Origin of the sequence: Shewanella sp. Isolate8 (genome assembly GCF_022398495.1) — a bacterium.
GTDB lineage: Bacteria > Pseudomonadota > Gammaproteobacteria > Enterobacterales > Shewanellaceae > Shewanella > Shewanella aquimarina.
Window position 1 is genome coordinate 936,908 of the sequence record NZ_JAKEVI010000001.1, and the last position, 24,159, is coordinate 961,066.

The window sequence follows — 24,159 nt, forward strand, 5'->3', positions numbered from 1 at the left end:
AAGGTAACTCTTGATAATAACTTTTTTTAATTAGCGTGTTACAACTAAAATAGTTGAGGTAACTCATATTCTAAATAATCAGCCAGTGCCAGCCAGTCTTGCCTCTCTTGCGCTTGCAACATAGGAGAGAGTATTTGGCCAAACTCTGGCTGCTGAATGATTTTAGGGTGATCTTTCTCTATCTCATCGATGCAGTGGCGCAGTAGCAATGAGGCTTCTGCTTCGTGACCTAGTCGAAACTGATGTGCAGTATTGATAAGAGACTCAGCTAGGCTCATGCGTTTGGCTCCTTGTAACGAGTTCCTTGTATACATGCACCTGAAAGACTTGCGCGATAAAAGTCCACTTCCGGGTGCCTGGCGATATAAAGCTCTAAATATCTTAGATAGGCTCTTAAGTTCAGATCGGTTGTGATTCGATTGCCATGGCCATCTAGCACCCAGTGTCGAGCGGCCCTCATTCTGTTGTCTATGGCGTTAACCCAGGCACGTTCCTCTACATCTTCTTGCTTGAATGAGTGAGCACTCCAAAATGCATGGCTCTTGTTGTGACAGTAACCGAAGTCGCAGCCAAATAAGGTGATCTGTTTAGCCTTCAAATTAACCGCTAGATCAATGGCCGGGTGAATGACGCTACCACTGATATAGAGTCTCAACTTAGGGTATTGCTGAGCCAAGGCGTCGTAGACATTGCTCTGTCCATAGGCAATGAACCTAGGCCCTCGCCAGTTTTCCAAAACCCTTGGGTTTGCCTTGGGGAAATACACCAGCTTAATGTTGTCTGTGTCCTCAAGTGGCAGATGGTAGCTATCGATAAGGCTGTCGACGGTTATGACAATATCGGGTTTGATGCCATGATGGAGCAGTCCCTTGAGCGCCGTATCGGCTGCAATCATCACTGGTTTATTGGGCTGTTTACTGAGTGCTTTGAGGTAGTCGTAGTGCTCTTCAAGCGAGGGACCGCTACCTATGACAATGGCCTTATCGGATCTCATCGTCTCAATCAGCGAGGCAGCATCGGGATCTTTGATGATCAGCGCCTCATTGCACTTAAACCTATCCTTGGTTAAAGGGTCATCAAGCCTATGTCGCTTATTGGCAAAATCTTGGTTTAGCTCTATGACCAATAGATCCCTTAGCCTAGCGTGGGCCTCGTCGCAAAGTGATAGTTCGGGGGTAATCGCGATATAGGGGTAATCCAGTCTGGTGTCGGGGTTAAAGGATAGGCTCACACTTGTGTGATTTAACCATTCACTCTGATCCGTATAGGATAGCACTAAGGCCAATACCGCTAAGTTTAAGATGCATACTTTGATCTGGCTATATTGAGGATTATCGATCAGCAGGCTGGGTACATCACCCATACCTATGCCATACAGGGTAACCGTTTGGGTCTCTTGGGGTAAGGTATGGATCAAGAGTCTTGCTTCGGCTAGCCGGTCATGGCGACTACTCAGCTGAATACCGTTAACACTAATGGTTTGATTCTGGCCGGTTACGAGTGCGGCGTCGAGATGGTCGAATGATACTTGTTGAAGTGCAGAGGCAATGATAGGCCAACGCTGGCTGATGATGTTGAGATTGGCATTAAAAAGCTCAGTCATTGACACTGTCCCTCGAAGTCATGCTTCATCTATTAGGCTAGTTCACTAACTGGTCTCCCCACAGGGACTCGAACCCCGATCGATCGCTTAGGAGGCGACTGCTCTATCCTGTTGAGCTATAGGGAGACGAAAGTGATTATACTGTTTTTCATCGCGATGAAAAGGCTTTAGATTTAGTTGCTTAATTAGTGCACTAATTAAGTTAGATTTTCATCGCGATGTCGTTAATTTGTATGTTGATTGCACCATTGGCGCCTTGCAGTATGGCGGTGGCGCTTTCCTGGGTCACCTGATCTATGGTGATTTGGGCTCGAGATTCGCTGGCAACCGCCCGCATGTTATCCAGGCGATCCGGCAGATTCTGCTGTAGCACCAGTTGGAATTTATCCCCAACTTTCACGCCATGATTACGCCCCAGATTGATGATAACCCGGTTGTCGACGCGGGAGACCACCTGCCCAAGTAGCGGGCGGCAATCGAGCACCTTGTCGATATCTTCGCTGGCCTGGGTCAGCAGCATCTCGATGTTTTTACCATAGCTAGAAGCCCAGAAACGGTTGCTATGGGCCGGCACCGTGGCCTGGCGTTCAAATTCCCAAGGGGCAGAGGCGTCATAGTATTCACTCCAGATCTGCTCGCCGCTGATGCCGTGGTAGAGTGAGAGGCGTAGCTGAAACTGGCGTTGGGGATAGCTATCCCATAGGCCAAACAGGCTGCCTTCGACTGGCGCCGTGGAGATGTCGATGATTTCTGGCAGTAGTATATATTGGCTGTCGGTGATCTCGCTGAGCCAGCTGGGGAGGCGATAGCCGCGGATGTCGATGAGGGACTGCTCGATATCCAGACGTTCATTGGCGTGGACATGGGCAAAGCTCGCCTTGCCTTCCCGGCCTATGATGGTGCCGAGTTTTTCTGACAGGGCTTTCTCGAAGTTACCTAGATTGCCATATCTAAGTTGGCTGCGATCGGCTATTTGCGCCTGGGGCACCAGAATCGCGGCCTTGAGTTGACTCGCTCCGCAGGTCTGCACTTTAGCATTTTGCAGTACATCGACCCTTAGATTGACGGTGAGCGTATCGTCCTGGATACGCTCGCTGATCAGCTCGACGCGGCCCGCCTCGGCCTGTTGCGTCATAGAAAACTGGGTCTGCGTCAGCTTGCCGTTTTGGGTATGCTGCACGCTGGTAAACTGGCCGCCCGATTGTAGGGTGACATAGCTTAAGGCCTGCGCGATGGCATCTTCTCTCGCCTGAGTGATATTGCCGTTGATGATCTTGGCTTCGCCTTGGGCCTCGAGCCACTGAGCCATTACCTGAGTGTTAAAGGCGGCGAGTAGCAGCAATAGTAATTGAATTCGTTTCATCGTATCTGTCTCGACTGAGCTGGTTTACCTGGCGCGTAGGCGGTGCCAAAATGCTGACAGTTTTGCGCTCATTTTAAGGTTTCCATTAATTAAATAAGCTCAAAGCAATATCTATGCCCGAGTTGATTCATCCCAGGTAAAATGCCTGAAGGGTATGAGGTGAGAGCCTATTTTCCTGATGACTTTGCCAAGTTAGCGCGTTAAGTGTGGGGCAAGTGTAAAATGAGTAGGGCTAAGTTTATGGCATATATATTGCTGCGTTATTGCCAATAGGTTTGGCTGGCCACAAATATGGCGCAGCCGAGTTGCTATATTGGCCTGGGTCAATATCGAAAACCATGGGACATCATGATGCGAAACGCTTTGATAATATCTTCCCTGTTGCTGTTGGGGGCCTGCGCGGCAAATGAGCCTGCCATGCCAAGCTTGCAGAGCGGCAATAGTTTGCCTGCTAGCTCGTCGGTGATACACCTGACTCAGCAGCTGGCAAATGAGCTGGTGCGCCAAAACGATCAGTTGACGCCTAAGCAGCCCTTGCTGGTGGCGACGCCTGTCTTGCTGGACAATCTTAAGTCGACTAACGCCTTGGGGCTGCAGATACAGCAAGGACTGATCGCGGCCATGCATGATCATCAGTTTAATCTGGTGGATCTTAATGTGGGCGAGAACGTTAGGGTGACGGACCAAGGCGAATTGCTGCTGACGCGGGACTGGCGCCAACTGCCCGCGGATCTGCCGGTTGAACATGTGCTGGTATCGACCATGAGTCTGAAGCCCGATGGCGTGGTGGTAAACAGTCGTATCGTTAATGTTACTAATAATCGTGTGGTGTCTGTGGCAGGGGCGAGTGTCAGCCAGGCCGAGTTGTCTGACTATCTTAGCCTCTCTGAGAAGGTGGTCGCCCATGACGGCAAGCTGATCCGTTATAACAGCCAGGGTCAGGCAGATGTACAGATTAAGGGAGTCAAGCAATGAGATATTTAGTTGTGGTGTTGCTGCTAGTTTTGAGTGGCTGTGCGTCTCAAGACAGGTACATTCAATGGGAAACCCAGGCGCCAGAGAGTTTTCCTAAATTAACGGCTATCGGCTACGCGCCGCTGGCGACTCAGCCGGCCAAAGAGGCGTCGCAGAGAGTGTTGATGGCGATGCAGGCATCGAGAATCGCCGCCTACCGAGAGCTGGCAGAACAAGTTTATGGCCAGCAGCTATCGGCATCTAGCAGTGTGAAGGATTGGATGCTGTCCGATGACAGCATTCAGGCGTCGGTGAGCGGGGTGATCCGCGGTGCGAAAGTGGTGAAGAGCTATCCGGTTGGAGAGCATTATGTGACCGAGCTTGAGCTCGACTTCCGGCAGGTATGGGCCTTATACCAACAGCAGCATCGACCGCAGACGGTGAAGGAAGTGACCTATTTCTAGGGCCTGTTGATCTTTGCCGTTTGTTTTTGCAGCAGTTTGAAGGTGATTTATACAAGGCAGAGCCTGTGTCGTGTAGCCTTCTACACAAACTGGCGATAACGCCGTAGAAATGGCCTACAAACGCTGCCCAACGGGTTCATCTAAACGCGCGCTGCACTTTGTTGTTCGCCATTCACATAGAGTAACTATGCTTCATGGCTCTCGCCTCGCGCAAAACGCGTTTAGATTGAACAAAAATTAAACTTGAAAGATCAACAGGCCCTAGTCGCCAGCAATAAGAAAAGCCTCTGTTAAAGAGGCTTTTTTATGTCTAAAGATTGCTTTTAAGGAATGGCTAGGCTTTCAGATTATTGCCAAGCGTCGAGATGGTCGAGGTCTTGCCTTTGCCGTCATAGGTGAGGCTATTGGCGTTACGACTGGCCTGAAGGGCCTGGGAGAAACGATTGACGCTGGCCATGCTGTGTTCGATAAGCGCGGAATTTTGCTCGTTAAGCTGTTTACACTCCGCTAATGCCTGCTTGGCGTTGTCTACCTGGGCAATAAGCTGGGGCTCCTGAGTGAGCCTGGGGAGTTCAGGATGCGCAGCTAATTCGGTATCACCTAGTTTGATCTCATTTAGCAACTGGGCCTTTTCATTGGCGAGACGCAGCAACTGATCCGCATCTTGTGCGATCAGCGCATCCTTCTCTGCCGTGATGGTCTGCTTTAAGCTGTCCAGTAACTTGTGTTGATTGGCGATGATATCGATTATCTGCGTCATAACGAATTAGTTAAGATCCTGAAGTTCCTTTTCAAACTGCGCGATATTAGTGGCGAGTTTGTCGGCATCTATCTTATAGCGTCCCTCGGCAATCGCGGCCTTAATCTGTTCGACCTTCTTGATATCGATTTCAGGAATGTCATTTAACTTGGCCTGGGCGCTTTGTAGTTGCTGTGCCTGAGAGGTGATAGAGACTGAGTCGCTCTTCACCGTCTGTGATGGAGCGTTAGTGGCTGCCGTCGCACCTTTGTGCTGCGAGGCTTTCGCGCTGGCATTGCCAACCCGGTTATTAGTGTTTGTATTTACGTGCTTAATATCTATAGGCATTGTGGGGTCCAACTTACATAAATGAGATCAACATACTTGTCTATCGGCACTCATGGTCAAAGCTTTAGGATAAAGTTTCAAAAAACAGTATAAATTTTTGCGCGCCAAAGGTCATCAGGATCACATCCTGACTTCCACTTCGCCAATGCCTGTCACGTGTGCATCAACTGTCTTGTTAGAGCGGCTATTGCGTACCCGTATCTTATCGCCAAGGTTACCATCTTTTAACGCTTCACCGTTGGTTTTTATCTCGAAATTATCGGATCGCGCATAGATGGCAACGATATCTCCCTTGCAGACAAAGCAGAGGTTACCGGCAAACAGCGGCTGATTGGCGGGGATTCTTCGCTTCACCCGGGTGCCAGTCACCGCCGCTGGGTCATCAAATTGCTGGCCCCTGAGTTGGTTCTGCTCGACATAGTCGAGACGTATTTGATCCAGTTCGATGAGATCGCCGGGCCCCAAGGTCTGATTGGCGACCACCACAGGGAAGAGCACCTCGACACGAACCGAAATATAGATCTGCCAGGGGTAGTCGAGATCTGGGCTATCGCAGCTGATCTTGACTGTGTTGTTTTTACTGATGGCTCGGTCGCTGGCGATTTCCGCCTTAGGCTCACCCAAACAGGCGGGGGGCTTTAGCCGGGTATCCAGGCTTTGGGGGGTAATAATGACCTTGGCGTCCTGGGGTAAGATAATTTTTTCCTGTACTACCTCTGTAGCTAATCGCGCTATGGTCGATACAGAGGGGACACTGGTTGTCTCCGCCGCCTTTAAGGGCAGAGAGATGAGTAACAAAAACAGAAAATATGCAAAATTTACTTTCATAATGAATTGACTAGCTTGATTAGCCAGATTACACCTATACTTCGTTTGAAGCGCCAAGGCTTTGCCATTTTTTTGTGAGAAATGAGTGTCATAAATTTGACAAAGTAAAGGTCTGGTTGTCATATAACTAGATAAAGCAATTAGTATGCCTATACTCATATTTACCATGGGAACGGCTTCGCATTCACCCGATAACAGGGCAAAGGCATTATGTCGAGTATTCTTGAATCAGTTAACAAACGCACCCAACTCGTAGGACAAAACCGCTTAGAACTATTGCTGTTTAAATTAAACGGGCGGCAAAGGTTTGGTATTAACGTATTTAAGGTGAAAGAGGTACTGCAGTGCCCGCCGCTGACCGGTCTGCCTAAGCTCAACCCTTTTGTGAGAGGCGTGGCCCATATTCGCGGCCAGACGATTTCGGTGATCGACCTCAGCGCGGCTACCGGCGGTAGACCGATTGAAGATACCGAAGGTTGTTTCATCATCATCTCCGAGTACAACCGCAGTGTGCAGGGCTTCCTGGTTAAGTCGGTCGAGCGCATCATCAACATGAATTGGGAAGCCATCATGCCGCCGCCGCAAGGGGCGGGCCGTTACTCTTACCTGACCGCCGTGACCGAGATTGAAGGCGAGCTGGTGGAGATTCTCGATGTCGAGAAGATCCTCGATGAGATCTCGCCGGTTAAGACTCAGATCAGTCAAGAGGTCGACGAGCAGCTGACCATAGACAGGGAGCGTCATTATCACATCATGGTGATCGACGACTCGGCCGTGGCGCGCAAGCAGATTATTCGTGCCCTCGAATCATTGAGTCTGCAGATAGATACCGCTAAAGATGGTCGTGAGGCGTTAGAGAAACTGGTGACAGTCGCTGCCGAGATGGATAATGTGGCCCATGAGATCCCTCTGATCATTTCTGATATCGAGATGCCGGAGATGGACGGCTATACCCTGACGGCTGAGATCCGCGACAACCCGAAATTGAAAGACATTAAGGTGGTGTTACATACTTCGCTTAGCGGCGTATTTAACCAGGCCATGGTCGAGAAGGTGGGTGCCAATGACTTTATCGCGAAATTTAATCCTGATGAATTAGCGGCAGCGGTGAATAAACATCTTAGTTTGTAATTTGTACTAAGTTGGGCCTGAGCCTAAATTTGGTAAGTTTAGGCTTGTATCAGTGAGTTAGCTAATGTATAACGCTGACCTCTGCAACGCTTGCTATAGTGTATGTTGTAGCCTGTTTTCTTTTTTGATATTGGGATATCAAGGTGCCGAATAAATCACTTGCCGAAGCCGAGTACAACCAATTTAAATTATTTCTGGAACAACACAGCGGTATTGTGTTGGGCGACAATAAGCAATATTTGGTTCGTAGTCGACTCGCGCCTCTGATGGGGAAATATAATCTTCCCTCATTATCTGAAGTGGTTAAACATTCGATGAAGCCCACCGAGCGGCAACTTCGTGCCGAGGTGATCGACGCCATGACTACCAACGAGACCCTGTGGTTTCGCGATCGCTATCCCTTCGAGCTGTTAGCCAATAACCTCTTGCCCGAATATGCCCGCTTGGGGCGTCCGCTGAAGATCTGGTCGGCCGCCTGTTCGTCGGGGCAGGAACCCTATTCGTTGGCCATGACTATCTTGGAATACCAGCAGCGTAAGCCTGGTGCCTTGCCCGGCAGCGCGACTATTCTGGCAACGGATCTGTCACCCTCAATGCTAGAGCGCTGTAAGGTTGCCGAATATGACAACCTTGCCCTGGGCCGTGGCTTGTCCGATGAGCGCAAACGTCAGTTTTTTGAACCCACGGGCACTGGCTCCATGGTGGTGAAGCCCAACGTCAAGCGTCTGGTGAATTTCAGGGCGCACAACCTGCTTGAGAGCTATACCTTGCTGGGTAAGTTCGACATCATTTTCTGTCGTAACGTGCTTATCTATTTTGCCCCTGAGGCAAAGGCCAAGATACTGCGGCAATTTGCTGCCGCCCTTAATCCCAAGGGCATACTGTTTCTGGGGGCATCCGAGTCGATTGCCGGTTTGACCGACGAGTTTGACATGGTCAGGTGTAACCCGGGTATCTATTACCAGAAGCGGACCTGATGCACTTACTAGGGCGCAAGTTTAGCCAGTTAAAGTGCTAATTCTCTGAGTTCGCTATCAAGTTTCAAATGCCAGCAATCGCTGGCATTTTTTATGCTTTGCATTTCTATCGCGCATCTATCTGTGCAAGTTATCCAGAGTCGATTTTATTGGCACAAGTATTGCTTTGTTTATGACATTCGTGTGTGGAGGCAATTTTATGGCGATTAGTTTCGATAAGGCATTGGGGATACATCAGTATACCTTGGGGATACGATCGGCGCGGGCCGAGGTGATCTCGTCAAATATCGCCAATGCCGATACCCCCCATTACAAGGCGAAAGACCTTGATTTTGATAAGGCGCTACAGGCGGCGCGTACGGCCCAAGGCGGGCTGGCGATGAGCCGTAGCAACGAGAAACACTTCGACTTGGCGGCGCTTTCTCAGCAACACATTAGTTATCGGGTGCCAAATCAGCCCGATACCGGTGATGGCAATACGGTGGATATTCAGCAGGAACAGTCTGAGTTTATGCAGAATGCGCTCGAATATCAGATGTCGTTAGGTTTTCTTGACGGTAAGTTTTCCGGCCTGAAAAAAGCCCTTAAAGGAACGTAATCATGAGCCTTTTTAATATCTTCAATGTGGCAGGCTCCGGCATGTCTGCTCAGTCTGTGAGGCTGAATACCACTGCCAGTAACATCGCCAATGCCGATTCGGTCTCCAGCAGTGTGGATAAGACCTATCGCGCCCGCCATCCTGTGTTTGAGGCGGAGCTGGCCAAGGCGAGCCATCAGCAGCAGACCAGTCAGGCGGTAAAGGTGGCCGGTATCGTCGAGAGTGACAAGCCGTTGCAGAAAGAGTATTCGCCGGATCATCCATTAGCGGACGCCGATGGGTTTATTTATAAGCCAAATGTCAATGTGATGGAGGAGATGGCCAACATGATCTCGGCGTCTCGCTCCTATCAGATGAACGTGCAGGTTGCCGATGCGGCAAAGTCTATGCTTCAGCAAACCTTACGCATTGGCAATTCCTAGGGGGTAAGTCGTGAGCCTAGTTAATCCATTAAATACTCAGGTTGCGCCAAACAGTTCGACCCAGAGCGCCAAGACGGTGGCGCCTCAGGCTTCCAGTAGTCAGGCAACCACCCAGACCACGGGAAATCCTTTTCTCGACAGCATGCGCCTGCAAGAGGAGTCGTCGATTCCTGAGGCCAAGAGCCAGGAGCTGACCCAGGAGGATTTCTTCTCCTTACTCAGTCAGCAGTTGTCGATGCAAGATCCGTTTAAGCCGGTGGATAACGACCAGATGATCGCTCAGATGGCATCCTTCTCTACCGTGGACGGCATCACTAAGCTCAACGAGGAGATCGTCAATCTTAATACTGTGATGACCTCGAGTCAGGCGTTGCAGGCCTCGGGACTAGTAGGACAGAAGGTGTTGATCCCATCGGATACCGGGCATATTTCGGCGGAAGAGCCTGTGCTGAAAGGGGTGATCAGTACGCCAGAGCCTATCGAGTCGATCACGGTACGCATCGAAGATGAGAAGGGGCAGTTGGTTAAGACCTTCACCGTCGACGGCAGTGATGGCGGCAACATCGATGTGGCCTGGGATGGACTGGATAAGGATGGGGAACCCGTTGCCAGCGGTAATTATTCCATCAAGGCATCGGGCAAAGTCGATGGTAAGAGTGAAGATTTAGCCGTATCGACCTACGCTCACGTGACGAGTGTTTCGCTGGGGACGGCAAGTACCGGCGCGATTCTCAACTTGAGAGGCATAGGCGGTATCAAACTCGGTGATGTTCTGGCCGTGTCTGAAACCTAGACAAAGCAGAGCGTTAGGGCATTTAGGTCCAGAACAGATAACAAATTTTTAGTGAGGTGATTTATGTCATTTAACATTGCATTGAGTGGTATCGCGGCGGCGCAAAAAGATCTCAATACCACGGCGAATAACATCGCCAACGTGAACACCACAGGCTTTAAGGAGTCGCGCGCCGAGTTCGCCGACGTGTATGCCAGTTCTATTTTTGCCAACAGCAAGACCACAGTCGGTGGCGGTGTGACCACAGCCCAGGTGGCTCAGCAGTTCCAGCAGGGCAGTCTGCAATTTACCAGCAATGCGCTGGATATGGCGATCAATGGCGGTGGTTTCTTTGTCACCTCATCAGAAGTGGGCTCGCAAGATCTCTCCTACACTCGCGCCGGTGCCTTTAAGGTGGACGCCGACAGCTACTTGGTTAACTCGGCCGGTGCCTATCTGCAGACCTTCCCGGTTGATAAGGATGGTAACTCGACCTCTGTGAGTCTCACCACCACTCAGCCGGTGAAGATCCCTGATACCGCGGGTAGCCCGCAGAAAACCGACAACATCGGCATTCAGATGAACCTCAATGCGGGTGAGTCTACTCTAGATCCGGCTAACTTTAATCCGAACGACCCAGACACCTACAACAATTCGACCTCGGTCACCATGTATGATTCACTAGGTGAGCCTCACATTCTGACCACCTATTTCGTGCGCCCACCCCAGGCGGCCTATACCGGCACCAGTAACTGGGTGGCCTTCTACGCGGTAGACGGTAAGCAGGTCGATCTTGCAGGCGCCGCGGGCACCTATGGTCGTGATACTACGGGTGACGGTGTGGCCGACTCGTCCGGCACGGCGGTTAATTCCAGCGGCTGGAAGGGCTCAGTGCTGTCGTTCAACGACACAGGTGCCTATATAGGTAGTGATCCTGCGGTGATCACCACAGAGACGCTCGGGGTCAGTGGCGCCAACGTGTTAGGCCCTGGTACAGACGGCAGCCAAACGCTAACCCTCAACTTCAACAGCCCGACCCAGTACGCTTCACCGTTCGAGGTGACCGAGCTGAGTCAGGACGGTACTACCGTTGGTCGTCTGACTAACGTGGAAGTGGGCGCCGATGGTTTGATCAACGCCAGCTACAGCAATGGCTCAACCGTGCCGCTGGCCCGTGTCGCCCTGGCGCGCTTCTCAAACGAGCAGGGACTGACTCAGGTGGGTAATACCGCTTGGAAGGAGAGCCTGGATTCTGGTCCGGCACTGGCGGGTGAGGCCAACAGCGGTACCTTCGGTAGCATTCGTTCCTCGGCGCTTGAGCAGTCAAACGTGGATCTGACCACAGAGCTGGTGGACCTTATCTCGGCTCAGCGTAACTTCCAGGCTAACTCGCGTACGCTGGAGGTTAACAATACCCTGCAGCAGACGGTACTGCAGATCCGTTAATCCCTTAGTGAAATGTGTTGCCCAAGCGGCAACACATTTCCGCTTCACTTGCCGCTTAGCCTTTCCTCCCTTCGCTTCATTTCTATCTGCTTGATTTAAGCAGTCTAACCAAATCCATTGCTTGGCATGATGTTTGCTTTGTTCTGTTATTAGACAGTTTTAGTTGAAACATTGACGGAGCAGCAAGTGGATAAATTACTCTATGTCGCCATGAGTGGCGCCAAGCAGAATATGCATTCGCTGGCAGTGCGTGCCAACAACCTTGCCAACGCCAATACCGACGGCTTCAAGTCGGATCTTGAGCAGGCCAGATCCATGCAGGCCTTTGGCGAAGGCTTGCCGACAAGGGTGTTTTCCATGACAGAGAACCCGTCGGCCAACTTTGCCGCCGGCCCCATCAAGACCACGGGCCGGGATCTCGATATCGCGGTGAAGGGCGATGGTTGGATAGCCGTGCAGGCCGTCGATGGTAGCGAAGCCTACACCCGCTCTGGCAGCCTGAGTTTCGATACCTCGGGTCTGCTGCGAAACGATAGAGGCAACCCCATTATGGGAGATGCCGGCCCCATCGTACTACCGCTTCCTATCGAGAAGGTCGAGATTGCCCAAGATGGCACCATCTCGGTCAGACCGCTTGGCTCCACCGCCGAGGTGATCGAGGAAGTTGGCCGCATCAAGTTAGTCAACCCTGGCAATCAAAACCTGATGCGCGGCGAGGATGGCCTGTTCCGTCAAATGTCTGGCGTGAATGCCGCGGCCGACCCCAATGTTGCGGTGGAGAGTGGGGCTATTGAGGGCAGCAATGTCAATGCCGTCGACGAGATGGTCTCTTTAATCGATCTGCAGCGTCAGTTTGAGATGCAGGTCAAGATGATGAAAACCGCCGAAGAGATGGATCAAGCCTCTTCGTCATTAATGCGCATTAGTTAGGAGATAGATTATGCATCCGGCGTTATGGATTAGTAAGACTGGCTTAGATGCCCAGCAAACAGATATCTCGGTGATCTCCAACAATGTGGCGAACGCGAGCACAGTTGGATACAAGAAGAGCCGAGCCGTCTTCGAAGACCTGCTCTATCAAACCGTCAACCAGGCGGGGGGGATCAGCGCCTCTAACACTAAGCTACCCAACGGCCTGAACATAGGTGCGGGTACCAAGGTGGTGGCGACTCAGAAGATGTTCACCCAGGGCAATATGCTGACCACAGATAACTCACTGGATCTGATGATCGAAGGTCCGGGTTTCTTCGAGGTGCAGCTGCCCGACGGCACCACAGCCTATACCCGCAACGGTCAATTTACCTTGGACGATACCGGGCAGATAGTGACCCCGGGTTCGGGTTATGTGCTGCAGCCAGCCATCACCATCCCTGATGATGCCACTAGCATTACCGTCTCTGCAGAAGGTGAAGTGTCGGTAAAGACCCCTGGTGCTGCGGAAAACCAGGTGGTTGGCCAGCTGAGCATGTCAGACTTTATCAATCCGAGCGGCCTGGACCCTATGGGGCAGAACCTCTATCTGGAAACCGGTGCCAGCGGCACGCCTATTCAGGGCACGGCTTCACTGGATGGCATGGGTGCCATTCGTCAAGGGGCGCTCGAAACCTCCAACGTTAACGTGACCGAAGAGCTGGTGAACCTGATCGAGAGTCAGCGTATCTACGAGATGAACTCTAAGGTGATCTCGGCCGTCGACCAGATGCTCTCTTACGTCAATCAGAATTTGTAGAGGTTTGATATGACTAAGTTTGAATTGACTAAGTTTGAATTGACTAAGTCACTTGTCTTGGTGGTTGCGCTGGCATTGGTAGGCTGTGCCTCAACCAACCAGAAGCCGATCGCCGATGATCCCTATTATGCTCCCGTGTATCCCGAGGCGCCGCCGACTAAGATCGCCGCCACGGGCTCCATGTATCAGGACAGCCAGGCCTCAAGCCTCTATTCGGACATCAAGGCGCTTAAGGTTGGCGACATCATTACCGTGATCCTGCAAGAGTCGACCAAGGCGAAGAAGAGCGCCAACAACGAGCTAAAGAAGGGCTCAGATCTGACGCTGGATCCCATCTATGCCGGTGGCGGCAACGTCACCATCAGCGGTTCGCCTATCGATCTGCGCTACAAAGACAGCATGAACACCAAGCGTGAGTCTGATGCCGATCAGAGCAACAGCCTGTCGGGCAGCATATCGGCCAACGTGATGCAGGTGCTCAACAACGGTAACCTGGTGATCCGCGGCGAGAAGTGGATCACCATCAATAATGGCGATGAGTTTGTCAGGCTCACCGGCATAGTGCGCTCGCAAGATATTCGTCCCGATAACACCATCGACTCTCAACGTGTGGCCAATGCCCGTATTCAGTACAGCGGTACAGGTACCTTTGCCGATGCGCAGAAGGTGGGTTGGTTGAGTCAGTTCTTTATGAGCGACTGGTGGCCCTTCTAAGGAGCGATGCCATGAAGATGAAAATAATATTGGCCTGTGCCCTGATGGTGTTTTCAAGCGTCAGCTCGGCCCAGCGCATCAAAGATATCGCCAACGTGCAAGGGGTGCGTAGCAACCAGCTGATCGGCTATGGTCTGGTGGTTGGCCTGCCGGGCACAGGCGAGAAGACACGTTATACCGAGCAGACCTTTAAGACCATGCTGAAAAATTTCGGCATCAATCTGCCCGATAACTTCCGTCCTAAGATCAAGAACGTCGCCGTGGTGGCGGTAAGTGCCGACATGCCCGCCTTTATCAAGCCGGGGCAGACGCTGGACGTGACCGTATCAAGCTTGGGTGAGGCTAAGAGCCTGCGCGGCGGCACACTATTGCAGACCTTCCTCAAGGGGGTCGACGGCAATGTTTACGCGATTGCCCAAGGCAGCATGGTGGTCAGCGGCTTCAGCGCCGAAGGGCTCGATGGCTCTAAGGTGATTCAAAATACGCCGACCGTGGGTCGTATCCCCAATGGTGCCATCGTCGAGCGTACCGTGGCGACGCCATTTTCCACCGGCGATCATCTGACCTTTAATCTGCGCCGCGCCGATTTTTCGACGGCTAAACGTCTCGCCGATGCTATCAATGATCTCTTAGGCCCAGGGATGGCTCGTCCACTGGATGCCGCCTCGGTGCAGGTGAGCGCGCCGCGGGATGTGTCTCAGCGAGTCTCTTTCCTGGCGACGCTGGAAAATATCGAGGTGGAGCCAGCATCTGAATCGGCCAAGGTGATCGTCAATTCTCGTACCGGCACCATAGTGGTGGGCAAAGACGTGCGGCTACTTCCTGCGGCGGTGACCCATGGCGGCCTGACGGTAACCATCGCCGAGGCGACGCAGGTGTCTCAGCCTAATCCGCTGGCAGGTGGCAATACCGTGGTTACCAGCGACAGCACCATAGATGTGTCCGAAGAAGACAACCGCATGTTCCTGTTCAACCCTGGCACTACCTTAGATGAGTTGGTCAGGGCGGTGAATCTGGTCGGCGCCGCGCCTTCGGATGTATTAGCCATCTTAGAAGCGTTAAAGGTGGCAGGTGCTTTGCATGGTGAGCTTATCATCATCTAAATTTTGTCGCAGACGAGTTAGTCGTCGCCAAGGCATCGGGACTCAACATGGATAAGCTGTCAAACGCATCGCATTTCTTGGACATAGGGGGTCTGGACTCCCTACGTGCCAAGGCGCAGAAAGATGACAAGGCGGCGCTTAAAGAAGTGGCGCAGCAGTTCGAAGGCATCTTCGTGCAGATGTTGATGAAAAGCATGCGTGATGCCAATGCTGTGTTTGAGTCCGATAGCCCCATGAACAGCCAATACACCAAGTTTTACGAGCAGATGCATGATCAACAGATGTCAGTCAATCTGTCGGACAAGGGGATGTTGGGTCTTGCTGATCTCATGGTGCAGCAGCTCTCGCCGCAGACGAGTCAGCTAACGCCGGCTTCCGTGCTGCGTGGCGGCATGGAGAGTCCGGTTACAAAGTCGGCGCCTAAGCCATTTGCTGCTAACGGTGCCGACGGTTCTGAAAAACCAATGCCACAGATACTCAATGAGGTGATGAGCGGCAAGGTCTTGCCGTCTCAGGCGCCAACAGGTTTGGCTAATAAGGGTTTTGAGAGCCGTGAGGCGTTCGTCAAGGCTGTCTATCCCCATGCAGAGCAGGCGGCTAAGGCTTTGGGTACCAGCCCAGAGGTATTGATTGCCCAGTCGGCACTCGAGACGGGGTGGGGACAGAAGATGGTGCGCCGCGCAGACGGTCAGCCCAGCAATAACCTATTTAACATCAAGGCCGATCGCCGCTGGGAAGGCGAGCGTGCCGGCGTGAGTACCCTGGAATTTGAACATGGGGTTGCGGTGAAGCAACGCGCCGATTTCAGGGTGTATCAAGATATTAAACAAAGTTTTGACGATTTCGTCTCTTTCATTTCCGAAGGCGCTCGTTATCAGGATGCAATGGAGAAGGCCGCCAACCCTGCCGCCTTTATCCGTGGCCTGCAGGATGCCGGTTATGCCACAGACCCTGATTACGCAGACAAGGTGATCAAGGTGATGCAGACGGTAACTCAAGCCGTAAATAAAGAGCTCGGCGCCGGCATGCTTGGCAAGTGATGAGTGGGGAGTGATAAGTGATGAGTGCGCAATTTGAAGCAAATGCAACAAGAGGTGAAGCATAATGTCGATGGATCTGCTTAATATCGCCCGTACCGGCGTGCTTGCCTCACAGTCGCAGCTGGCGGTAACCAGTAACAATATCACCAATGCCAATACCCAGGGTTATCACCGTCAGGTCGCCGAGCAGTCTAGCCTGGAATCCCAGCGCCTTGGCAACAGCTTCTATGGCGCTGGTACCTATATTACCGACGTGAAGCGGATCTATAACGAGTATGCCGCGCGCGAGCTGCGTATCGGTCAGACGGCGCTGAGTCAGGCGCAGACCACACAGACCAAGACGAGCGAGCTCGACCAGCTGTTCTCTCAGATAGGTAAGGCTGTGCCTCAGAGCCTTAACGATCTCTTTGCCGGACTCAATAGTTTGGCGGATCTGCCTGATGATATGGGCATTCGCGGTAGCCTGCTGGGCAATGCCGATCAGATAGCCAAGGCGCTTAATCAGATGCAGTCGCAACTCGATGGTCAGATGAAACAGACCAACGATCAGATCTCGGCCGTGACGGATCGCATCAACGAGATCAGCTCTGAACTTGGCCACATCAACCAGGAGCTGATGAAGTCTCAGGGCGCCGACATGCAGCTGCTCGATAAGCAGGACGCCCTGATCCAGGAGCTCAGCGAATATGCTCAGGTAAATGTGATCCCGCTAGAATCGGGTGCCAAGAGTATCATGCTCGGTGGCGCCGTGATGTTGGTCTCTGGTGAAGTCTCGATGCAGATGGGATCGACCACTGGTGACCCTTATGCCGGCGAGCTGCGCATTACCACCACGGCAGGCGATCAGACCTTAGTGGTCGACCCTAGCAAGATGGGTGGCAGCCTGGGCGCCTTATTTCAATTTCGCGACGAGACACTGATCCCGGCGCAGCTGGAGATGGGCCAGCTGGCGTTGGGGATTGCCGACAGTTTTAATCAGGCTCAGGCGGCAGGTTTTGATCTGAACGGCCAGGTGGGCAGCGACCTATTTCTCGATATTAACGATCCTGCTATGTCAGTTGGCCGCGCCGGTGCTTATGAGAACAATACGGGCAATGCGGCCTTAAGGGTAAACATAGATGATGTAAATGCCCTGTCCGGTGGAAGCTATGAGCTGACCTTTACCGCGCCGGCCACCTATGAGCTTAAGGATCTAGATACAGGCACTGTGACGCCACTTACCTTAAATGGCAGTCAGTTGACCGGTGGTGACGGCTTTAGCATCAATATCGATTCTGGCGTCATGGCCTCCGGGGACAGATTCGAGATACGTCCGACATCGGGTGCCGCGGCTGGCATCAAGGTGGTGATGACAGATCCCAAGGAGATAGCCGCCGCCGCGCCTAAGATAACCCAAGATGCCGCTAATTCTGGCAATACCCAGGTGAAGCTGGTGAGCATAGATAATCGCAGCGCAGCAGGTTTTCCCCTAACCGGCAGTGAGCTGACTTTTGAGATTGATACCGCGGCAAATACCTTCGAGGTGTTCGATGCGGCGGGCAACTCTCTCGGCGCCCCGGCAGCCTTTACGCCGCCATCTATCAGTGCCTATGGCTTCACCTTCGAGGTGGATAGCAGCGCACCGGCCACAGACAGATTTACCTTCGATCTCAGCTTCGCCGAAGGAGATAACAGCAATGCAGTAGCCATGGCAAAACTCGCGGAAACCAAACTGATGAACAATGGCGGCTCGACTCTTGCGGATGTGTATGAAAATACCAAGTTGCAGGTGGGTGGCAAGGCCAAAGCCGCCGAGGTGGCCTTTGGTTCGGCCGAAGCCGTGTATTCCCAGGCCTATACCCGGGTGCAGAGTGAGTCAGGGGTAAACCTAGACGAAGAGGCCGCCAATTTGATGCGCTTCCAACAGTCTTATCAGGCATCGGCCCGGATCATGACCACGGCCACAGAAATTTTTGACACCCTCTTTAGTTCGGTGAGATAGGAGCCTTAATTATGCGGATCTCAACGGCGCAGATGTTTCAGCAGAACATCAACAGCGTGCTTAACAAGCAATCAGCGACCAGTAAGATCATCGATCAGATTGCCAGCGGCAAGCGGGTGAATACTGCGGGGGACGATCCCGTGGCGGCTATCGGTATCGATAACCTGAATCAGCAAAATGCCCTAGTCGATCAGTTTATGAAGAATATCGACTATGCCACCAACCGTCTGGCCTTGACCGAGAGCAAGCTGGGCACGGCAGAAACCCTAACCGGCTCGGTTAGAGAGCAGATCCTGCGTGCAGTGAATGGCAGCCTGTCGGATTCTGAGCGGCAAATGATTGCCGATGAGCTTAAGGGCACATTGGAAGAGCTCGTTTCGGTGGCCAACACCAAAGATGAATCGGGCAACTATATGTTTTCAGGTTATGAAACCGGTAAGCAGCCCTTTGCATTCGATGCGGCCGGCAACGTGGTCTACAGCGGTGACAGTGGCGTGCGTGACGCCATAGTGGCATCTGGCGTCACCCTGGGGACAAATATTCCTGGCGATCAAGCCTTTATGAATGCACCTTCCGGCCTTGGCGACTTTAGCGCCAATTATTCGACGGGTCAGGTAGGAGATTTTCGGGTGCTGAGCGCTACCAACAGTAACCCGGCCGCACTCGATACATATAGCTTTACCATGAATGGTACAACCCTTGAGGTTCGAGATTCGTCCGCGACTCTGGTCACGACGGTTCCTGGTTTCGATGCCGCCGATCCTATTAGCTTCAGTGGTATTGAGGTGAAACTCGATGGCCAGCCTGCCCCTGGGGATACCTTTAGTATCACGCCGCAATCCCAGGTGAGCGTCTTCGATACCATCAGTCAGGCAATCACTCTGCTCGAAGATCCTAATAAGGTGAATACTCCCCAAGGTAAAGCTGAGTTGGCACAGATGTTGAATAATATCGATAGTGGTGTCAATCAGTTGAGCATTGCCCGGGGAGAAGCCGGTAATAGCTTGAAGCAGATTGAGCGTTACAGTTCGACCCATGTGGAAGAAAAGCTGGTGAACAGTTCGGCGCTCTCAATGCTGGAAGATTTGGATTATGCCTCGGCGATAACTGAGCTCGAGAAACAACAGTTGGCCTTAAATGCCGTATCGAGTGTGTTTAGCAAAGTCGGGTCGACGACACTTTTTGATTATATCTAAACGGGCTCAGGCCTTTGACAAACTTAACTTGTAATTTATTAGCCAAGCTCAACGTCTTGGCAGTGCAACCAAGAAGAGGAAAACACAATGGCTATTAATGTTAATACCAATGTCACATCGATGAAGGCGCAGAAGAACCTAAATACTTCTTCTCAAAACCTGGCAACCTCAATGGAGCGTTTGTCGAGCGGTCTTCGTATCAACAGTGCGAAAGACGATGCTGCGGGTCTCGCGATCTCGAACCGTCTGAACTCTCAGGTTCGCGGTCTTGAGGTCGGTATGCGTAATGCTAACGACGCTATCTCTATCGCGCAGATCTCTGAAGGTGCGATGCAAGAGCAGACTAACATGCTGCAGCGTATGCGTGATCTGTCGATTCAATCTGAAAACGGCGCCAACAGCACTGCCGACTTACAAGCGTTGAAAGATGAGATGGACCAGCTTGCAGAAGAGATCACGGCGATCGGTAACAGTACTGCATTTGGTAATACCAAGTTGCTGACGGGTGAGTTTTCTGCCGGTAAGCTGTTCCAGGTAGGTCACCAGGATGGTGAAGATGTCACTATCTCTGTGGGTACGTTGAACGCCGGTGTATTGTCGGTGAACAGCCTTACTGTGTTAACCTCAGCTGGCCGAGATGCTGCCATCGGTAAGATTGATGCGGCTATTAAGGTGATTGACACTCAGCGCGCCAAATTAGGTGCGGTGCAAAATCGTCTGGCCCATAACATCAGTAACAGCGCTAACACCCAGGCCAACGTTGCCGATGCTAAGAGTCGTATCGTGGATGTAGATTTCGCTAAAGAAACTTCGACCATGACCAAGAACCAGGTGCTGCAGCAGACAGGTTCTGCCATGCTCGCCCAGGCTAACCAGTTGCCTCAGGTTGCCCTGTCACTACTGGGTTAATGCCTCTGGGTTAGTCCTCAAGAAACGGTGCAGACTAGTTTTTGCACCGTTTTTGTTACTTTTTCGCGCGTTAAGCTATTGATATATAACAGCTATAAAAAATAGCCTATTTTTTATAAAAAATTTTCTAAAGATCGAAAACCCTCTGCCGTTAAATATACTGTAACCCAGTAAGACCGGCCTGGCTTAAGTAGACAGGCTTAGTTTTAAGCCAGGTATAAAGAGGAATCGATTATGGCTATTACAGTAAACACTAACGTAACATCTCTAAAAGCACAGAAAAACCTAAATGCTTCTAGCGGCAACCTAGCGACCTCTATGGAGCGTCTATCAAGTGGTCTTCGCATCAACAGTGCGAAAGACGATGCTGCCGGTCTTGCGATTTCGAACCGTCTGAACTCTCAGGTTCGTGGTCTTGAAGTTGGTATGCGTAACGCTAACGACGCTATCTCTATCGCGCAGATCTCTGAAGGTGCAATGCAAGAGCAGACTAACATGCTGCAACGTATGCGTGACCTGACTATCCAGTCTGAAAACGGTGCGAACAGCGCAGATGACTTAGCCGCTCTGAAAGCCGAAATGGATCAGCTGGCCTTAGAAATCACCGAAATTGGTAACAACACTGCGTTTGGTAACACCAAGCTACTTAATGGTTCATTCTCTACAGGTAAGAGCTTCCAGGTTGGTCACCAAGATGGCGAAGATATCACTGTTAAAGTGGGTAAATCTGATGCGACCTCTCTAGGTGTTAATGCTCTGACTAACGCAACTTCTGCAAACCGTGGTTCGGCTCTAGCAGCTATCGATGCGGCAATCACCACTATCGATACACAGCGTGCAGAACTTGGTGCGATTCAGAACCGTCTAGCGCACAACATCAGCAACAGCGCCAATACTCAGGCTAACGTTGCCGACGCTAAGAGCCGTATCGTAGACGTGGATTTCGCGAAAGAAACCTCTGCTATGACTAAGAACCAAGTGCTTCAGCAAACCGGTTCAGCTATGCTAGCTCAAGCTAACCAGCTGCCACAGGTTGCCCTATCACTACTCTAATAGAGTAATGGGTTAGACCGAGTTTGATGAAGATAAGGGAGGTTCGGCGACGGATCTCCCTTTCGTGATTTTAAGGATAAATTAACGAAGTAGAGGTACAGGTCATGGATATTAATACCGTTAATTCATCGAATGCTACAGCTGCTAAAATTGATATAGGCATGACGCCCGTTAAAGCAAATGCGGCAGAGGATGTGGAATTAGCTAAAGGTTCGATAAAGGCAGTCGAGCAGAGCAATCAAGCCGAAGCGGCAGAGGCCGAAGAGCAATCGCCAGAAGCGATGCAGAAGCTGGTCGAAGAGATGTCAAATATGATGTCTGTGATGCGCAAGGGATTAGCCTTTAAGATTGACGAAGATTCTGGCACAAATATTGTTAGCGTTATGGATATTGATTCGGGTGATGTTATCCGTCAAATTCCAAACGAAGAAGCATTGAAGTTGGCGCAGAAACTTTCTGAAGTCACTGGATTATTAATGAAAACTGAAGCTTAAGCTTCAGCCGGCGTTGAGTAGAGGTAGTTATGGCATTAACAGCAACAGGCATAGGTTCAGGGCTTGATATCAACACGATTGTGGGGGTGCTGGTTGATGCTGAGAAGGTGCCCAAAGAAGCGATCTTCAATAAGACAGAAGACACCATAGATGCGAAAGTCTCTGCCATGGGCTCGCTAAAGAGTGCACTGTCTAGTTTTCAGGATGCGCTTGAAAAACTCAAAGATGGTAGCAGCTTAAACCAACGTCAGGTTTCAACCGGTGACAGTAGCTACTTTACGGCCACTGCCGATAAGAATGCGCAGACGGGTAGCTATAACATAGTGGTTGAGCAACTCGCCCAGCGTCACAAGGTGGCTGGTGCCTTCACGGCCGATGCCAGCGCCGCGGTCGGTGAGGGGAGCTTGGGCTTCACGGTCAACGGCCAAAGTTTCTCGGTCGATGTGGCCGCTGGAGACTCACTATCGGCCATAGCCGATAAGATAAACAGCGCCGATGACAATGTCGGGGTGACTGCTACCATAGTGACCACAGATGGCGGTAGCCGTCTGGTGATCAGCTCAGATACCGAAGGGACGGATAACAACATCAGTGTTACCGCCACAGATACAACTGGTACAGGCCTTAGCGACATGTTTGGCGCGGGCAACTTAAGCGAAGTACAGGCCGCTAAAGAGTCGATTGTCTACATCGATGGCCAGAAGCTACAATCGCAAACCAATGAAATCAAGAATGCCATTGCCGGTGTGACACTGAATCTCACCGATGCCGATCTTAATAAGACCTCGGTACTTAAGATTGAGTTAGACGAAGACGCCGTAAAAGAAAATGTTCAGGGCTTTGTCGACGCCTATAACAGCCTGATGAGCACCATAGACAAGGTTTCGTCCTATGATGCCGACAAAGAGAAAGCTTCGGCGCTCCAGGGGGATTCGATGATACGTTCGATCGAATCTCAGATGCGCAACATGATCTCTAATCGCATCGATCTGGGAGGCGGACAGTCGGTAGCCCTCTATGATATCGGTATCGAGGCGGATCGCTACGGTAAGCTGTCGGTCGATAGCACTAAGCTGGACAAAGCCATCAGCGAAGATATGAGCAGTATCGAAGGCCTATTTGCAACCGATACGACAGGTTTGGCTAATAGGTTAGATTCCTTGGTCAATGGTTACGTAAAGAGTGGCGGCCTGATCGATTCTCGCAACAATGCCTATACCGCCGATAAGAAGCGCTTAGATGAGCAGCGTGAAGCCTTTTCTCTGAAAATGGAACAGTTACAAGCCCGTCTGTTTAAGCAATTTAATGCGATGGACCTGGTTGTCGGTAAATTAAATCAACAGTCTGCTGGTATCGTTAATGGGCTGAATTCTCTGCCTGGCGTGATTTCTCAGAAGGGCTAATCAATAGTGTTGCAAGAAGGAAGTGCATTGGAGTCTTTAGATAAGTTAAATGAAGACATTACTCAGGTCATGCAGCATCTGGAACAAATACCTGCCGAACAGGAAGATGCTGATGAGTTGGTATCAAATTTGCTTGACTTGGTTGGTCAGCGTCAACTTTTACTCGATAAGGTGCTCGCCTCACCTAAAGAGGAAGACAGGGCCCTATTACAGTCCCAGCTGGAATTGACCAGCAGCTTTACCACGCAGGCCGTAAACCTGTTAAAGCATCGTCAGGAATTACTGCATGTCGGACGTAAGAGTCAGCGCCAACTTAATGTTTACAAGTCTATAGATGCAGAAAGGTAGGTTTTTATGAGAAAGTCACTGCAGTCATATCGCAAGGTGTCTTTAGAGAGCGAAATCTCTGTCGCTTCACCACACCGTATCATTCAAATGATGTTTGAAGGTGCGCTTCAACGATTGGCACAGAGTCGTTATGCAATAGAAAACAATGATATAGAGAACAAAGGTATCTATATCGGCAAGGCCATTGGCATCATTACCGGACTCAATAACAGCCTGAATATGGAAGCAGGGGGCGAGATCGCCAGTAACCTTAGCGACCTCTATGATTTCATGCTGCGTAAGCTCTCTGAGGCCAACATGAATAACGATGTGCAGGCGATCGATGATGTGAGTGAAATCATCCGTACCATCAAGGAAGGCTGGGACGCCATTCCCCAAAATGAGCACCATCTAGCATCACACACAGAGGCAATTTAATCGTCTCGACTATCTTTCTGAACAATAACTTTTTGTCAGGCGTCAAACGATTGGCGCCTGATGCTTGATACGTTGAGAATTTGCTCTAAAATCAGATGAGTTAGTCAGAAAATGAATCTGATACTTG

The 24,159-nt window shown here is 51.2% G+C and carries 27 protein-coding genes and 1 tRNA gene; 21 read left to right on the top strand and 7 right to left on the bottom strand.

The genetic code is table 11. The annotated features are described in order from the left end of the window. Positions 1-44: 44 nt before the first annotated feature. The 4 genes from L1D43_RS04020 to L1D43_RS04035 form a co-directional block, all read right to left on the bottom strand. Positions 45-278 (bottom strand): hypothetical protein, encoded by a 234-nt coding sequence (locus L1D43_RS04020; protein WP_239850041.1) that lies wholly within the window; start codon positions 276-278, stop codon positions 45-47. Continuing rightward, complete coding sequence (locus L1D43_RS04025; RefSeq protein WP_239850042.1) at positions 275-1,603, bottom strand: 6-hydroxymethylpterin diphosphokinase MptE-like protein; 1,329 nt, start codon at positions 1,601-1,603, stop codon at positions 275-277. The genes L1D43_RS04020 and L1D43_RS04025 overlap by 4 nt, the downstream gene beginning before the upstream one ends. Before the next feature lie 50 nt (positions 1,604-1,653). Further along, a tRNA-Arg gene (locus tag L1D43_RS04030) sits at positions 1,654-1,729 on the bottom strand. Between the two features lie 76 nt (positions 1,730-1,805). Then, the gene (locus L1D43_RS04035) at positions 1,806-2,966 is read right to left on the bottom strand and encodes a flagellar assembly protein FlgT (RefSeq protein ID WP_239850043.1); all 1,161 of its coding nucleotides are present in this window, start codon (positions 2,964-2,966) and stop codon (positions 1,806-1,808) included. 417 nt (positions 2,967-3,383) lie between these two features. Between L1D43_RS04035 and L1D43_RS04040 the strand changes: the two genes are divergently transcribed. Both L1D43_RS04040 and L1D43_RS04045 read left to right on the top strand, forming a co-directional pair. Next, on the top strand, positions 3,384-3,941 hold the full coding sequence (locus L1D43_RS04040; protein ID WP_345773692.1) for a FlgO family outer membrane protein: 558 nt from the start codon (positions 3,384-3,386) through the stop codon (positions 3,939-3,941). Then, a complete protein-coding gene (locus L1D43_RS04045; protein ID WP_239850045.1) occupies positions 3,938-4,384 on the top strand; it encodes an LPP20 family lipoprotein in 447 nt (148 codons plus the stop codon). Before L1D43_RS04040 ends, L1D43_RS04045 begins: the two co-directional genes overlap by 4 nt. Before the next feature lie 334 nt (positions 4,385-4,718). On the opposite strand, the gene L1D43_RS04050 is transcribed toward L1D43_RS04045, so the two are convergent. From L1D43_RS04050 to flgA, 3 genes are all read right to left on the bottom strand, one after another. Further along, the gene (locus L1D43_RS04050) at positions 4,719-5,144 is read right to left on the bottom strand and encodes a flagellar protein FlgN (protein ID WP_239850046.1); all 426 of its coding nucleotides are present in this window, start codon (positions 5,142-5,144) and stop codon (positions 4,719-4,721) included. Between the two features lie 6 nt (positions 5,145-5,150). Beyond that, positions 5,151-5,471 carry a flagellar biosynthesis anti-sigma factor FlgM gene (gene flgM, locus L1D43_RS04055; protein WP_041510614.1) on the bottom strand — a complete coding sequence of 107 codons (321 nt, stop codon included), beginning with the start codon at positions 5,469-5,471 and terminating at the stop codon, positions 5,151-5,153. 120 nt (positions 5,472-5,591) lie between these two features. After that, positions 5,592-6,299 carry a flagellar basal body P-ring formation chaperone FlgA gene (gene flgA / locus L1D43_RS04060; protein WP_239850047.1) on the bottom strand — a complete coding sequence of 236 codons (708 nt, stop codon included), beginning with the start codon at positions 6,297-6,299 and terminating at the stop codon, positions 5,592-5,594. A 210-nt stretch (positions 6,300-6,509) separates the two neighbouring features. Here flgA and L1D43_RS04065 point away from each other — a divergent pair, with 210 nt between their 5' ends. The 19 genes from L1D43_RS04065 (at position 6,510) to fliS (ending at position 24,032) form a co-directional block, all read left to right on the top strand. Further along, entirely contained in the window at positions 6,510-7,430 is a 921-nt protein-coding gene (locus tag L1D43_RS04065) for a chemotaxis protein CheV (RefSeq protein ID WP_041510616.1), read from the top strand. A 137-nt stretch (positions 7,431-7,567) separates the two neighbouring features. Beyond that, positions 7,568-8,407: a protein-glutamate O-methyltransferase CheR gene (locus L1D43_RS04070; protein ID WP_052813781.1), complete on the top strand. Its 840-nt coding sequence runs from the start codon at positions 7,568-7,570 to the stop codon at positions 8,405-8,407. A gap of 199 nt (positions 8,408-8,606) precedes the next feature. Beyond that, on the top strand, positions 8,607-9,005 hold the full coding sequence (gene flgB, locus L1D43_RS04075) for a flagellar basal body rod protein FlgB (protein WP_041510618.1): 399 nt from the start codon (positions 8,607-8,609) through the stop codon (positions 9,003-9,005). Between the two features lie 2 nt (positions 9,006-9,007). After that, positions 9,008-9,427, top strand: coding sequence for a flagellar basal body rod protein FlgC (flgC, locus tag L1D43_RS04080; RefSeq protein ID WP_041510619.1), 420 nt, complete (start codon positions 9,008-9,010; stop codon positions 9,425-9,427). 10 nt (positions 9,428-9,437) lie between these two features. Continuing rightward, the gene (gene flgD, locus L1D43_RS04085; RefSeq protein ID WP_041510620.1) at positions 9,438-10,220 is read left to right on the top strand and encodes a flagellar hook assembly protein FlgD; all 783 of its coding nucleotides are present in this window, start codon (positions 9,438-9,440) and stop codon (positions 10,218-10,220) included. A gap of 63 nt (positions 10,221-10,283) precedes the next feature. Further along, on the top strand, positions 10,284-11,645 hold the full coding sequence (gene flgE, locus L1D43_RS04090; protein WP_041510621.1) for a flagellar hook protein FlgE: 1,362 nt from the start codon (positions 10,284-10,286) through the stop codon (positions 11,643-11,645). Between the two features lie 186 nt (positions 11,646-11,831). Next, positions 11,832-12,575 (top strand): flagellar basal-body rod protein FlgF, encoded by a 744-nt coding sequence (gene flgF / locus L1D43_RS04095; protein WP_041510622.1) that lies wholly within the window; start codon positions 11,832-11,834, stop codon positions 12,573-12,575. A 10-nt stretch (positions 12,576-12,585) separates the two neighbouring features. After that, positions 12,586-13,374: a flagellar basal-body rod protein FlgG gene (gene flgG / locus L1D43_RS04100; RefSeq protein WP_011865151.1), complete on the top strand. Its 789-nt coding sequence runs from the start codon at positions 12,586-12,588 to the stop codon at positions 13,372-13,374. Positions 13,375-13,413: 39 nt separating this feature from the next. Continuing rightward, positions 13,414-14,088 carry a flagellar basal body L-ring protein FlgH gene (flgH, locus tag L1D43_RS04105; RefSeq protein WP_041510685.1) on the top strand — a complete coding sequence of 225 codons (675 nt, stop codon included), beginning with the start codon at positions 13,414-13,416 and terminating at the stop codon, positions 14,086-14,088. 11 nt (positions 14,089-14,099) lie between these two features. Then, positions 14,100-15,191, top strand: coding sequence for a flagellar basal body P-ring protein FlgI (locus tag L1D43_RS04110; protein ID WP_041510623.1), 1,092 nt, complete (start codon positions 14,100-14,102; stop codon positions 15,189-15,191). A 47-nt stretch (positions 15,192-15,238) separates the two neighbouring features. Further along, positions 15,239-16,231, top strand: a complete 993-nt coding sequence (gene flgJ / locus L1D43_RS04115) for a flagellar assembly peptidoglycan hydrolase FlgJ (protein ID WP_239850048.1) — start codon at positions 15,239-15,241, stop codon at positions 16,229-16,231. 64 nt (positions 16,232-16,295) lie between these two features. Next, a complete protein-coding gene (flgK, locus tag L1D43_RS04120) occupies positions 16,296-18,212 on the top strand; it encodes a flagellar hook-associated protein FlgK (protein ID WP_239850049.1) in 1,917 nt (638 codons plus the stop codon). A gap of 11 nt (positions 18,213-18,223) precedes the next feature. Continuing rightward, on the top strand, positions 18,224-19,408 hold the full coding sequence (gene flgL / locus L1D43_RS04125) for a flagellar hook-associated protein FlgL (protein WP_239850050.1): 1,185 nt from the start codon (positions 18,224-18,226) through the stop codon (positions 19,406-19,408). A gap of 87 nt (positions 19,409-19,495) precedes the next feature. Then, complete coding sequence (locus L1D43_RS04130; protein WP_041510626.1) at positions 19,496-20,317, top strand: flagellin; 822 nt, start codon at positions 19,496-19,498, stop codon at positions 20,315-20,317. Between the two features lie 234 nt (positions 20,318-20,551). Then, positions 20,552-21,370, top strand: a complete 819-nt coding sequence (locus L1D43_RS04135) for a flagellin (RefSeq protein ID WP_239850051.1) — start codon at positions 20,552-20,554, stop codon at positions 21,368-21,370. Between the two features lie 104 nt (positions 21,371-21,474). Further along, on the top strand, positions 21,475-21,864 hold the full coding sequence (locus L1D43_RS04140; RefSeq protein WP_041510628.1) for a flagellar protein FlaG: 390 nt from the start codon (positions 21,475-21,477) through the stop codon (positions 21,862-21,864). 29 nt (positions 21,865-21,893) lie between these two features. Beyond that, the gene (fliD, locus tag L1D43_RS04145; protein WP_239850052.1) at positions 21,894-23,267 is read left to right on the top strand and encodes a flagellar filament capping protein FliD; all 1,374 of its coding nucleotides are present in this window, start codon (positions 21,894-21,896) and stop codon (positions 23,265-23,267) included. Between the two features lie 27 nt (positions 23,268-23,294). Then, the gene (locus tag L1D43_RS04150; protein ID WP_239850053.1) at positions 23,295-23,615 is read left to right on the top strand and encodes a hypothetical protein; all 321 of its coding nucleotides are present in this window, start codon (positions 23,295-23,297) and stop codon (positions 23,613-23,615) included. Between the two features lie 6 nt (positions 23,616-23,621). Continuing rightward, positions 23,622-24,032 (top strand): flagellar export chaperone FliS, encoded by a 411-nt coding sequence (fliS, locus tag L1D43_RS04155; protein ID WP_011865162.1) that lies wholly within the window; start codon positions 23,622-23,624, stop codon positions 24,030-24,032. Positions 24,033-24,159: the final 127 nt, after the last annotated feature.